Source organism: Nostoc sp. TCL240-02, assembly GCF_013343235.1.
GTDB lineage: Bacteria > Cyanobacteriota > Cyanobacteriia > Cyanobacteriales > Nostocaceae > Nostoc.
On record NZ_CP040094.1, the window covers coordinates 3,769,489 to 3,782,203 of the forward strand.

Genomic DNA, 12,715 nt, shown 5'->3' on the forward strand with positions numbered 1-12,715 from the left:
GTTGTTAATATTTTTTTATTTCTGCTGCCTCCCTTGGCTCCTGGCTTCAAGCACTAGTGGATGTCTGCCTCTGGCTTGGTAAAGCAAACTCTCTAAAACGATCGCATTTGTATTAATGTCAATTGAAGCATTAATACCTCGTTGGGAATTTTCATATCGTCCTGAAAAATAGCCGCGATTCTTATCAGATAAATTTTGAGCAAAGTCTCGCAGCCTTTTAGTGTAAGGGTCGTCTGGCATGAGCGCAAACCAAGAAAATGCCGCTTTCGTACTGACAAACCGTAATTGGGGATAGGCTTTTCCGCTTGTGTTAACGGCTTGCCAAGATTGACCATTAGAGTAGACGCTGTAATACAGAAAGTAAGGAAGACGATCCAAGGAATCTTCATTTACAGCAGTTAAAATTCCAGTGCGCTTAAATCGTTGTAATTGGACTTTGAAAAGATTTTGCACTTGAGGTTTAACAGCATCATTCCAACCCATTTCTAAACCCCAAAGTAAATAAGGATCATTCGTTAGGTAGTTAGTAGCCCCAGAGTTTTTCAGATTCCGTTGATCAACTTGCAGAGTAATGCCATCCACTTGAACCGTCTTTACTGGTGGATTAGAGAGAGCATTAGTAGCTTGAATATTCCACAGCTTTAGACTGTGAGCAGCATATTGCTCGTAGCCCAACCGCCCTTCCTGCACTTCAAGAAGTCTGCCTGCTCTGGGGATAGCACCATTTAACCAACCATCTTTAACAAGTTTGGCTAGATTCCAGCGAGCGACGATGCGATTAATGCGATCGCTATATTCTGGATAATGCGATCGCATAACATGCAATCCTAATAAAAATCGCGCCATATCTAAAACTGACCAACCACTTCTACCTTTGGGATCGGGGGTGTCATTGAGTTGGCGCATTTCGGCAGTACGGGTGCTATAAGCTTTGTTGGGTAAACCAGTTGCCGGTAGCGGCAGTTTTTCCAACGTCTTTAGCAATGTGTTCATTCGCTGTTGAAATATGTCTTGCGGCAACAACCCTAACTGGTAAGCTGCATGAATTCCCAATAAGGCACTACCCTGATCCCACCAAGTTGTCCACGGTAAGTTGTCAGCCGAATTTACTAAACCTGTTTGGGGATTCCAGTTACGCTCAAAATATTTCCAGGCCCGCCCAGCAGCAATTTGATCCGCTTCTTTGGTCAATCTTGGTAAAGAGGTTGTTGGCGAAGGAGTAACAGATTTTTCTGGTGTAGCTGTTGGTTTTGGTTTTACTGGTAGTGGCGTGACTGGGGGAGCATTCCGTTCTGGAACGATTTGTGGCGATGGTATTTGAACATCAGGGTTAAAGTTATCAGGGGCAGCAATGATCGTAGATGGGGTAGAAAAGCATTGCCACCTCGCCGTAATCGGACAAAGCAGGGGTTGTTGATTTGTCGTTGCGTACAAAACTGATTGCAAAATCATGCTTTTGATGCCGCTTGTTGCCATTTATATCTTCTTTGCCAATTCAGTAGGCGATAAATAGCCGAAAGCCGGATTATTTATCGCATCTTTATAACCAGCAGATTTGCCACTATTACTGTTAATTGCCCAATCACATTCCTTATTAATATTGAAGTAAAGGATGGCTCTTACACCCATCCCAGCTAGCTGAGTGTAAGAGTCTCGTAACCATTGGTCTTTGGCACTGTTTTGTAAACCATTTTGCGTATTACTTGTACTAGCTGTTTGAGCGATGAAAATCGGCTTACTGCCAGCCATAACCTTCATCCGCTTGATATATGGTTCAAAAACTTCTTTTGGGTTATTCCAGTGTTTCCAAGAAGAATTATTACAATATCCCCAGTTGTACGAACTAAAGGCAACGACATCTACCGACTTGTCCCCAGGATAGTAGTTTTCAAAGCGATTTTCATTCTTTTCACTCCAACCATTAGGTGCAAATACCCAACGTATTGTCTGTGAAGATACACCAGCTTCTTTAAATATCTTTTGAATACGTTGATAAGCTAACTTGAAGTTCTGCGGGTCTTGGCTGTATGCTTCTCCAGAAATGTTCATCTCTTGCAACGGCGCGATAAACGCCATCCGGCCCTCTCCTTTCTTTACCCAATCAGCGTAGGCTTTTGCTACTTTTTGTAGAGAACTATCTACGTCTCCCCTAGCAATCTGCGCTGCTGAACGAGTAGATTTGAGATTAATAAAAGCTGTGTATCCGTTGTGCTTCAGTTGTTCTAGGGGCACTGGGATGTTGTAAGCAGGATTTGAGCCCTCGATATCCAAGAACAATCCAGCAATAGAATGGCGCTTACCAACCCATTGATCGATTTGACGTAATTGGCTGTCAATTGTACTTTGATTTCCTAGATAATCTGGGGCATACAGTCCTAATAGTACAGAAGTACTGGAAAGTGTTTGGTTGCGAATTTGGTTTAATTTCCGGTTTTCGAGTTGCCTTGAGGCATCAGTAATCGCCATGAGATTTTTATTCGCAAAGATGCTTCCTAGTAAAATTAGCATCATCAGCGCCAGTCGTATCTTGTCCATAGATTTGAACGAATAAACAGGGATTTTGAATCCAGATGTCTGTTGCTTGTGAAAGCTACTGCATCATATACAAGTATTCCCAAATACAACTGATTAGTAACAAACACAACTTGGTAATTACAGAAATTCGGCGTGAAAGCCCACCCCTTCAAGGGATGAGCTTAAAGTAAATTGCGTTTCAACTTACTCTGTGATTTTTGTACCAGTTACTAGCGGAGTCTTTTCGCTACCTGAAACCCAGTAACTTCCAGAACTATCAGAAGTTAACCTGGTTCGTTGTGTGGGAATGTTGGGTAAACCTCGCCCAGAATTAGCCTTGTTAACTGCTACCCACCAAGGAGATTTCATGTTGACAGTCGGACGAATTAAAGGTTGTTGATTCATCGCCTTGTACAACAAGGATTGCAAAATCATACTGTTGGTGCTGCTGGTGAAACCAACTGCCGTTTTACCCGTACTTTCATAGAAACCCTCATAAAATCCGGCTAATGGGTTATATAAGTCAGTCGTTCCTTGCAGTAACTCTTGACTATACTTGTTTTCTGGAAGTAGGGCATGATAGGCAAAAGCGACTGCTGTACTTACCAATCGTCCTTTTGGCACAGATTGACCGTCATCTCCTAAAGCTACCCAAGACTTACCTTTTCCAGTAATTGTGCTGTGGAGAGTGTAAGGCTTACGATCGATCAAGGTAGTAGCTGAGGCTGTGAGGGTGCCGGTGCGACGATAACGTTCAGCTTGTGCCTGAAAAATTGGTTCAAAGAGCGATCGCATTTGTGGATCTAGTCCAAACTCCAAAGCATAGAGTAAGAAAGGATTACTAACTGTGTATTGGTTTTTTGAGTTGGTATCTTTGCGACGGCGTTGGATTGGGACTTTCACTCCCTCTACTAAGGCAGTTTGGTATTCTCCGCCAACAGCAGAACTATCAACGTTAAATCCCCATAATTGAAAAGCCCTAGCTGCATATTCTTCGTATCCCAAGCGAGTTTCTGGGTTGACGCGAATTAGCGATCGCCCTTCTTGCTCTTTGGTAACGGTAGCACTGGAGAGAATACCTTCGCGCACCACACGCAAGTATGACCAATCCAGGACAATTTTATCTACCGCAGCCGTATACTCTGAATGACAAGTTTTTAAGTTGTAAAGCGCTGCCAGCATTCTACCTAAATCTAAAGCTGACCAGCCGTTTCCTTCTGGGGCTGGATTTCCACCATAATCTACTGGTTGGAGCGATCGCGTATCATAACCCCGACCAGGCAATTCTCCAGCAAACAATGGTAACTTTGTCAAGGCTGCTAAAATATGGCGGGTGCGCTGGTCAAATTCCTTGGGAGTAATTATATCGAGCGATCGCGCCGTATGGAGGGCTGCGAGATAATCTCCTAGTCCCCAGAGGGTTGCACCTTTGAAATCACTGCGATCGTCTATCAGCCCACTCTTGGAATGATAATTCGCTTGAAAGTACCGCCAAGCCGCCTCTGCATAACGCCGTTCAATCACCGACAGCGATCGATCTAGTTTGAGATTAGATGATTGGGGACTATCGACTGGTGGAATAGGTGCAACAGCTACTTCTGTAGGTTTGGGAGTATTTGTAGGGATTGCAGTTGGAGGCGTGACAGTATAACTCGGTTGATTTGCAGTTGGAGGCGTAACAGTAAAACTGGGTTGATTTGAGGGTCTTGCAGGAGAAGCATTTTCACTGGGTTTGCCAGTAGATACACTCGTAGAACCAGAAGCAATTAAAGGGTGATTTCCCTTAGCTTTGTAGTATAAAATCTCCAAAATCAACCCATTAGTATTACCTGTCAAAGCTTTATTGGGTTGTTTTGATTCTTCATAGATACCAGCATAGTAACCACTATCATCAGGGCTGCGGAGATCCTTGACAGCATCAAAAACTTTTTGAGCATAAGCATTTTCTGGAAAAAGATAACGCCAGCCAAAAGCCGCTTTGGTGCTGATGCTGCGAAACTGTGGATAAGGTTGATTGGCATCCGTGATTGTTGCCCAGTTTGCACCGTTGGCGTAGATGGTGTTGTAGAGAAAATAAGGCGCTTGGTCAATATTATCTTCTGTGACAGCAGTCAACTGCCCTGTGGTATCGTAACGCCGTTTTTGTACATCTAAAACCCTGGCAGCAAAATCAGCTAATTCACCTTGCAAGCCAAACTCAATCCCATCAAGGATATAAGACTCACTAACAACGTAATTATTAGCATTGGTGCTTTTAAAGTCACGGGTATCAACGGGAATTTGCACACCATTAATTTCAACTAACTTAAAGGGTTCTAAAGCAATAGCTTTCGGTGCAGAAAAACCCCAAAGTTGATAACCCCTTGCGCCATATTCTTCGTAGCCGAGTCGTCCTTCTTGCACCAGTAGCGTTTTGTTGTCTGGGAGAACAGTAGCGCCAAAAAGTTGTCCATCTTTTAGCGATCGCGCCACTTGCCACTTTGCTACAATTCCTTTGAGCCAATCTTTATATTGCGGATGACAGGTACGGATAACATCAAACGCCGCCAATACTCGCCCGACATCCAAAGCAGACCAACCAATACCCTGCTCAAGAGGATTGTTGCCATAATCAACCATTTGTGAATTGGCTGCGTTATAGACTTTATTGGGCAAAGTATCTTCAAATAACTTTAAGCTGCTAAGAGTCGTTAAAAATTTGTTGAGACGAGCATCAAAATCTGCTTGGTCAGTGAGATTCAACCACCGTGCAGCATTCAACGCCATCAGGTAGTTACCCATATCCCAAAGTGTACCAGAAGGATAACCCCCTGTAGAATTGGTAAATCCTGTTGCTGGCTGATAATTTTTGACAAAATACTGCCAAGCACCACGAGCGTAAGTTTGTTCTTCAGATGTGAGCGGGGCTGTAATATTGCTACAGCTATTGGAATTTTGAGATAAGACTGGTGTCGGGATGTAAAACAAAAATTGCAGAAATGTTCCAATTAAGAACAATGCAATCCATCTCAACAGCTTTTGTTGAGGGTGTTTGTATATCATAATGTAAAGAAAGAGTTAGAAGCGTAGTAGCCCGTCTGTACAGTTATATTTCATAAATTGAGCTTTGATCAGGTCTATTCTTTTCGTAACAGCTTTATCGATTTAGTCGATTAGTGTCAGCTAACAATATCAAATCGCGTACTCATGATAGATTTTTTATGAGTCAAGTGGACTAACAACACCCCGACCACCACGGTTCAAAATATAGGTTTTCTCAATACTGTACGAATTATGTTTAAGGCAATTACATCCTGAACCTCTTCCATTAAATTCTTCAGGCGTTTTTGCATAGTTTTATATCCAGAAAAAGTCTGTATAGTATCTGACTACAGGATGATAGTCGTAAAAATTCTGGGTATCAGGGTGAATATACGGAAATTTTCTATATTGTTTTCTTAAACGGAGTCTGTATACGGAAAAAATTTGTATATTGCCCAAAAAGAGATGTTACGGAGAAAGCTTCTGTATATTTATGACAAATTGGGTAAATAAGGTTATGAGTTGATGCACACCTTGGACATTACTCCCGCGATCGCTGGATGATTTTTGGGGTGGGGTGCAATCGCAAAATTTAAGATAAGATTATCGGTACATACAGGATTTTACATACAAGACTAGCCCTTGGCAACTTTAGCAGGGTCAATAAATCTGGTCATAGAGGGCGCGATCGTCCATACTAGATGTTAGACACCTTCGACCATAGGAGCCGTCTATGTTGCTACAAGAATTGAAGGAGCAGGTCTTCAAGTTACCACCAAGCGATCGCCTTGCACTGGTGAGCGCCATCATTGAGTCCTTGCAAGACACGCCAATTTCTGAGCCTGAGCGCTCTAGCGCGATTAGACGGATGCGAGGCTTGCTAAAAACAGACCAGCCAGCACTAACTGATGAAGAAGTGGCTGCAATGTTAGAAGAGCGACGATTGGACAAGTATCTTTAATGAAAGTTTTAATTGATACCAATATTGTCCTAGATTTTCTGTTGCAGCGATCGCCATTTTTCCAAGACGCGGAACTGTTGTTTCAGGAGATTGATTCTGGTCGTGTCGTTGGATGTATCACAGCAACAACACTTACAGATATTTTTTATATTTCCCGAAGACACACGCGCAGCATTGAGCAAGCACGGCAAGCAGTTTCAGAAACGCTGACTGTTATGGTAATTTGTCCCGTTAATCGAGCCGTCTTGAAATCAGCCTTCGGATCTGGTTTAGCTGATTTTGAAGATGCTGTTCAAATCGCTTGTGCTATTGCTCAAGGTTTAGATGCTATTGTGACACGCGATAGGCAAGGTTTTTTGAGTTCATCCGTACCAGTTTTGTCAATTCATGAGTTGTTACAGCAGTTGGGGGCGCAAGATAGCGAGTAGTTGGTTGTCAGGCAAAGATGGCGATTGTATTTTCAGATTGTCACAAATGCAGTCAAGCAACTTTTAAAATTGAACTAGGTCTATCACAAGAATGTGAGCAATTCTGCTATGAAAACCCTGGCTAAATGGTCTGTAGACGACTATCACCGCATGGTTGAGGCGGGCATTCTGCGTGGTCGTCATGTGGAACTGCTAGCAGGCGAAATTGTTGAGATGAGTCCAGAAACCCCTATTCACTACACCACAGCAAAACGAGGTGCAAAATATTTAGAAGAATTGCTATCAGGTAAAGCTGATGTTCGTTTCAATGGGCCCATTACACTATCCGACTCGGAACCCGAACCTGATATTGCAATTGTTCGACTTCCAGAATCATCCTACAACGATCGCCATCCTGCTCCTCAAGATATATTTTGGATTATAGAAGTTGCTAAAACCAGCTTAAACAAGGACTTGGAGATCAAGGCTGCGATTTATGCTACGGCTGCGATTCAGGAATATTGGGTTTTAAATTTATCTGCTAAACAGATGATTGTGTTCAGAAATCCTCAAAACGGTAAGTATGTTGAAGAATATACCCTTACGCAAGGAACGGTTACACCATTAGCATTCGCAGATATTTCAGTGTCCGTTCAGAGACTTTTGCCATAAAGTAGCGTTACTGAATGGATATTGCAAATTACCGTAGTTACACGGTATGGACATTGCACAGTAGATAACTTCTATTATGCAACGCCAATTTTTTCATGGTCTGATAATCTTAGTTGTAACTTGCGGTTTTCCGATCGCCCTTTGGGTTGATTTCTGACTTTTAACTCCTGCCCAAATGGTAAGTGGTTGTCCAACTTGTTTATACAGTAAGCTTTCTAAAATCACGCCATTATTGTTGGCGGTGAGAGTTTTATTTGGCTGACGCATAGACTCATAAAAGCCGTTGTACCAACCATCTTTAGAGTTAAGGTTAGCTTGGACGAAATTAAATAACTGCTGCGTGTAATCAGTATTATAAAGTACGTGCCAGCCGATCGCAGCTTTGGCACTGAGAAATCGCAAATTATTATGTTTTTCTCCGGTATCTGCGATCGTTGCCCAAGGTTCTCCGTTCACAAACAAGCTACTGTAAACAAAGTATGGAGGACGATCTAAGTTGTCTTCGGTAACGGCGGTTAATTGTTTTGTCGCTTCATAACGCCCTACTTGAGCAGCTAAAATCCGATCGGCATAAGCTTTCGGCAAAGCTTGAAACCCAGTTTCAATGCCATCTAAAATATAGGGTTCACTAAGAACGTAGTTATTGGCTCCAGAGTTTTTATAGTCGCGGCGATCATAAGGAATTCCCTGTCCGTAAAGATCGACAAAGGCAGCATTGGACTGATAATCTAAGGCTTGTGTAACATTCAAGCCCCAAAGCTTCAGACCATAAGCAGCATAATTCTCATAGCCCAAGCGCCCTTCTTGATTGTATTGTTCTTTGCCTTTAATAACGGCAGTACCGTACATTTTTCCATTTGTGGTAAGACGCTTAACTTGCCAATGTTTCCAAACGTCTGTAGAAAGCGATCGCAACTGTGGATACTTTGCCTCGACAATCTTCAACCAGATTGCCATTCTTCCCAAATCTATAGCTGACCAACCAATTTCTTCGCGTTTTTCTAGTTGACCATAATTAACGGGTACGAGGGTTTTGGCATTGTAAACTTTGTTGGGTAGTTCCCCTTTATACAATGGCATCAATGCCAGTGTTTTCAACATTTTGCTCATTTTGGCTTCAAATTCAGCCGCAGGCACGATATTGAGTTCTCTAGCACTAACTAAAGCTGCGATCGCTGCTGTCTGATCCCACATACTGATAGAGGCAAACCCATCAACGGAATTTACCAAACCAGTTTCATCATTCCAGTTGCGCTGGAAATATGACCAAGCAATACGTGCCGTTGTCATTTCCTCTGGAGTTAGTTTTCCAACTCCCGGAGCAATGTATGGAATTATCGCTACTGTGAGTTGGTTCTTAGGAATAGCTTGACCTGGTAAAACTACAGATTTAGCATCAAGACTGGCAATGATTTCAGCTGCTTCAGCACTAGAGGCAGGGTTTTGGGGTTTCTTTGGTTGTACCAACTGGCGTGAAGCAGTTTCGGATGTTGAGATTTCCGGTTTTTCTATGGAAGCTTGGGAAAGTTGCTTAGACAAACCATTTAAAATTGCGATCGCGATTACAGCCGTAAGTACCCCTCCTACAGAAGCTAGCATGGACAAGTTCTTAGGTGGCGGTTGAAAATCAGAACTCATACTGATTAAAGCCTTATTTTATAAGTCAGCGTTGTTTGCGTCGTTTCACCAAATACATTCTTCCCAACTTTGAAATCTAACTAACACCCAGAAGTCCACCTGACTACTACAATAAAATAGTCACGCACCCGATCTCTGGAGTTCTAGCAGTGGGTTTATTTGATGATTTGAGTCGGTTTTTAGAAAACCGTTTAGAAGAATTCTTGCGTAACAATCCACATTTGGAGTTAGAGGCGCTGCTAGAACAGCTGCGTGAGCAAGAAGAAGACACATTAAAGCTGATCGCAGATTTACAATTACAAGAGAAGCGATCGCAAGAAGAAATTCTCTCCACCGCTCAAGAAATTCAGCGTTGGCATATCCGTGTTCAAAAAGCCAAAAACGCTAATAGAGAAGATTTGGCAAGTGCGGCGGGTGAGCGAGAAGCAGCCCTGTTGCGCGAAGGAAATCAGCGCTGGGGACATATGCAAGGGCTGAAAGAACGCATTAACCAATCTCAAGAACTACTACGAAAAATTCAGCAACGGCGACAAGAGGTTCAAGCTAAAGCAGCCGAAGCACAAACAGCTCGTGATAAAGCACAAACTCAACAGCGTTTTGAAACCAGTGGCTGGTCAAATAAAACTAGCAGTTATTCTTCTAGTGGGTTTGATGACTTAGAAGAGAAGTTTCGTAGCTGGGAAACCCAAAACGAGTTAGAACAAATGAAGCGGAATCTAGGGAAATAATCGCATCTTGATAAAAAGGACGCACTGAAATTTATAACTTAAACGCAAATCGTTCAAAAGATTTGGTGATGTCGGCTCTTAGGGGAATTTTTAGGAGTATCGATTGAAATGGTATAACCAATCGCAGCGCTATATGAAATGCCAATCATGTCTTTCTTTTTGTTTGCATTGAAATAATGCTAATAAAGTTGATTTTTGAAGAAATGGACACCCGGATTTTTTACCCATGAAAAATCCGGGCAACGCATTGGCTTCTCTAAAGTAATTTTGTTTTCACCTGATAAAATATCTTTATTACTCCTTATTTTACAAATATTCTGTATTGCTCATAACAATTTTTGCTATTTATTTAATATTAAAAATATTACATATTCATACTTACTACAATCATCAAACAATTAAAATCTGGAAATTGTATTTAATTTACTAATCAGGATTTATTTTTCTGATAAAGTTTACTAAAGTCAAGCTTTACCCCTCTTTGCATTACTACCAAAGCATCGTAATAATACCTAACTTTTCTTGATTAATTATAAACTAGGAGAAGATAGAAAAAATCTTGTATTCTTCAAAGAGAGCGTGTAATTTAACACATTTTTATCTTCGCTATTTTGTGTTGTTGCCACAGTATTTTCTAAATCTTTTCCATGAGAACTGAGGCAGAGAGAATATATGTTTTTAGACATTTTAGCTAGCCTGCAACGATTGTTTGTAGGTTACATTCCAGCCGCCGTATTGGGTAGTTTTGTTGGATATCTAATAGGCATGAATAGCATGATTTATCAACTATTTAGGCTGATATTTCAAATACCACATAGTATCCCTCCTATAGCTTTACTACCTATTGCATTAATAGTGTTTCAAGAGAGCGACTCGGCTGCAACTACAGTAGTTTTTCTAGGAACTCTCTGGACGATGATTATTAATACGGCAATTGGTATGCAACATTTTCGTAGGCAGAATAATAACTTTCGAGTAGCTATATTCCATATATTTCATGCCTTGAAAGTTAGTATTTGGGTAGCCTGGTTTATAGTTATTTCTATAGAAATGTTGACGGGACCAAAAGGACTTGGCTTTACTCTCTGGGAAGCTTATAAAGCTGGCAATGCTGATTATATAATTCAGGTGATCCTCTACATTGGTATCATTGGCTTTTTGCTGGATCAGTTGCTAGATTTTGCAGCTTATATCCTCTCGCAAATGGTTTCAGATGGGAAAAAATCTTCCTAAATTTTATATAGTACAACACGGCGGAAATAAACCATCCATTCCAAATCAATGAAATGCTTACGCTGTATTCATTTTTAATTTTTAATTTTTAATTTTTAATTCCGCCTTGCGGTACTAGGTTTGCGGATTGCACCCTGCCAGCTAATAGTTTGCTTGGCAGAACGTATTCCCAAGAAACGAGTTGCTACGACTTCAATATCAACATTGACACCAGGACGTAAAGCTGAATCAGGAATTTTGAGCTTGCCTAAAGCTAGAGTAAAACGGTTGTAGTCACGAGTCACAAGTTCGTTGGGAATATCCCCTTCATATTCAGTTTTGTAACTAGAAAAGCCGTACAAGTTATCCTGGGCGCGGAATTTGACGCGAAACTGAGTATTAATAGCATCAGATTTCGCTGCCAAATCAACTATTTTTAAGTTGAGGTTTTGTCCTGCTTCGGCAAACTCTGCTACAGCTAACCGGGTGACATCTTTTTTGGGAATGGCATGGTTAACGGTAAATGTTGTTAAATTAGCTTCATTTTTAATGCTACCATCAACCCATAAGTCCTCGGCAAAAGTAACTTCTACTTGTTTGTTGTCATTTAAATTAAGTGTTACAGTTTGATTGCCAAAGCTGGTAATAGGTTGTTTTTCTTGCCAAACTATTTGAAAAGTTTCTTCTAGACGCTGTTCAAACTCAAGGTAATCATCTGCGATCGCAGAACCAGGCGCAAGTAGAGAAGCTGCACCCTTGCGAAGATTCCATTTGTTCTTCGAAAGGTTTACTGGTTTGTTTGTCAGTTCCGAAATTGCTAGCTGCACCGTTGGATTATCGCCTGCCAAAGCTTCCTTACCATTAACAATACTTAAAGTTCCTAAGCGCCCTTGGCTACCATCGTTACCATCGCTGCCATCTCGCCCATCACTACCGTCACTACATCGATAAACCTTGTCAGTACACTTATAATCGGGGCTACCGGGAGTTCCTTTGCATGTTTTCACTTCCCAACTCCGTCTGTGACAGCGACAACCCTGCGTACCATTGCCACCTCTACCGCCACGTCCACCTTGGCCACCAGTTGCCCGAACGGAAATGTTTCGTAAATCTGCTAAATTGCTGTAATACACTGTGAGGGAACCACCATTTCCACCATCTCCTCCCTTACCGCCGTTACCGCCATTGCCACCATTTGGTGCATTTATATCATGGCTGACGTGATCGCGTTGATAACCACAGTCAGGGCGATCGCTATGTTCCCCGTCTTCCCCATCTTCACCATCTTTACCGGACAAATCAAGATTAACGGGTGAACCATTAACAAAAATGTTTTGGTTTTCACCGCTTCTACCCGATCGCCCATCGGTTCCTGTACGTCCATCTCTGCCATTATTTCTGGCTACTCTATAATATTCGTCAGAGGCAACGGCTGGGCATAAAACTGAACCAGAGGCAGGCAAAAAGCTCGTAAATAAGCAGAATGTCAGCAGTAGTGGCAGCTTACTCCTAAAATCGTTGTGCATTTAGTTACACCTAAAACTTTAGTTGAATTATCTACT

General features: G+C 41.8%; 10 protein-coding genes. 5 read left to right on the forward strand and 5 right to left on the reverse strand.

Annotated features, from left to right (window positions below; translation table 11 throughout):
* Positions 1-15: 15 nt before the first annotated feature.
* From FBB35_RS16190 to FBB35_RS16200, 3 genes are all read right to left on the reverse strand, one after another.
* Positions 16-1,476, reverse strand: a complete 1,461-nt coding sequence (locus FBB35_RS16190) for a DUF3131 domain-containing protein (RefSeq protein WP_174710502.1) — start codon at positions 1,474-1,476, stop codon at positions 16-18.
* Entirely contained in the window at positions 1,477-2,535 is a 1,059-nt protein-coding gene (locus FBB35_RS16195) for a hypothetical protein (protein WP_174710503.1), read from the reverse strand.
* A 183-nt stretch (positions 2,536-2,718) separates the two neighbouring features.
* Positions 2,719-5,556, reverse strand: a complete 2,838-nt coding sequence (locus tag FBB35_RS16200; RefSeq protein ID WP_174710504.1) for a DUF3131 domain-containing protein — start codon at positions 5,554-5,556, stop codon at positions 2,719-2,721.
* A gap of 712 nt (positions 5,557-6,268) precedes the next feature.
* Between FBB35_RS16200 and FBB35_RS16205 the strand changes: the two genes are divergently transcribed.
* The 3 genes from FBB35_RS16205 to FBB35_RS16215 all read left to right on the forward strand — a co-directional run bounded on the left by FBB35_RS16205 (position 6,269) and on the right by FBB35_RS16215 (position 7,575).
* Positions 6,269-6,496 (forward strand): hypothetical protein, encoded by a 228-nt coding sequence (locus FBB35_RS16205; RefSeq protein WP_174710505.1) that lies wholly within the window; start codon positions 6,269-6,271, stop codon positions 6,494-6,496.
* Complete coding sequence (locus tag FBB35_RS16210; RefSeq protein ID WP_174710506.1) at positions 6,496-6,924, forward strand: PIN domain-containing protein; 429 nt, start codon at positions 6,496-6,498, stop codon at positions 6,922-6,924. Before FBB35_RS16205 ends, FBB35_RS16210 begins: the two co-directional genes overlap by 1 nt.
* A gap of 108 nt (positions 6,925-7,032) precedes the next feature.
* Positions 7,033-7,575: a Uma2 family endonuclease gene (locus tag FBB35_RS16215; protein WP_174710507.1), complete on the forward strand. Its 543-nt coding sequence runs from the start codon at positions 7,033-7,035 to the stop codon at positions 7,573-7,575.
* 93 nt (positions 7,576-7,668) lie between these two features.
* Here FBB35_RS16215 and FBB35_RS16220 read toward each other — a convergent pair whose 3' ends face one another.
* Positions 7,669-9,213: a DUF3131 domain-containing protein gene (locus FBB35_RS16220; RefSeq protein ID WP_174710508.1), complete on the reverse strand. Its 1,545-nt coding sequence runs from the start codon at positions 9,211-9,213 to the stop codon at positions 7,669-7,671.
* A gap of 149 nt (positions 9,214-9,362) precedes the next feature.
* Between FBB35_RS16220 and FBB35_RS16225 the strand changes: the two genes are divergently transcribed.
* Positions 9,363-9,941 carry a TIGR04376 family protein gene (locus FBB35_RS16225; RefSeq protein ID WP_174710509.1) on the forward strand — a complete coding sequence of 193 codons (579 nt, stop codon included), beginning with the start codon at positions 9,363-9,365 and terminating at the stop codon, positions 9,939-9,941.
* Between the two features lie 672 nt (positions 9,942-10,613).
* Positions 10,614-11,174 carry a nitrate transporter gene (locus tag FBB35_RS16230; RefSeq protein WP_174710510.1) on the forward strand — a complete coding sequence of 187 codons (561 nt, stop codon included), beginning with the start codon at positions 10,614-10,616 and terminating at the stop codon, positions 11,172-11,174.
* A gap of 95 nt (positions 11,175-11,269) precedes the next feature.
* On the opposite strand, the gene FBB35_RS16235 is transcribed toward FBB35_RS16230, so the two are convergent.
* A complete protein-coding gene (locus tag FBB35_RS16235) occupies positions 11,270-12,679 on the reverse strand; it encodes a collagen-like protein (RefSeq protein ID WP_174710511.1) in 1,410 nt (469 codons plus the stop codon).
* Between the last annotated feature and the right edge of the window lie 36 nt (positions 12,680-12,715).

What these genes read in the sequence shown, in the direction of transcription:
- FBB35_RS16235 (WP_174710511.1), bottom strand. Translation starts at nt 12,679, where the DNA reads ATGCACAACGATTTTAGGAGTAAGCTGCCACTACTGCTGACATTCTGC.
- FBB35_RS16220 (WP_174710508.1), bottom strand. Translation starts at nt 9,213, where the DNA reads ATGAGTTCTGATTTTCAACCGCCACCTAAGAACTTGTCCATGCTAGCT.
- FBB35_RS16200 (WP_174710504.1), bottom strand. Translation starts at nt 5,556, where the DNA reads ATGATATACAAACACCCTCAACAAAAGCTGTTGAGATGGATTGCATTG.
- FBB35_RS16215 (WP_174710507.1), top strand. Translation starts at nt 7,033, where the DNA reads ATGAAAACCCTGGCTAAATGGTCTGTAGACGACTATCACCGCATGGTT.
- FBB35_RS16230 (WP_174710510.1), top strand. Translation starts at nt 10,614, where the DNA reads ATGTTTTTAGACATTTTAGCTAGCCTGCAACGATTGTTTGTAGGTTAC.
- FBB35_RS16210 (WP_174710506.1), top strand. Translation starts at nt 6,496, where the DNA reads ATGAAAGTTTTAATTGATACCAATATTGTCCTAGATTTTCTGTTGCAG.
- FBB35_RS16195 (WP_174710503.1), bottom strand. Translation starts at nt 2,535, where the DNA reads ATGGACAAGATACGACTGGCGCTGATGATGCTAATTTTACTAGGAAGC.
- FBB35_RS16205 (WP_174710505.1), top strand. Translation starts at nt 6,269, where the DNA reads ATGTTGCTACAAGAATTGAAGGAGCAGGTCTTCAAGTTACCACCAAGC.
- FBB35_RS16190 (WP_174710502.1), bottom strand. Translation starts at nt 1,476, where the DNA reads ATGGCAACAAGCGGCATCAAAAGCATGATTTTGCAATCAGTTTTGTAC.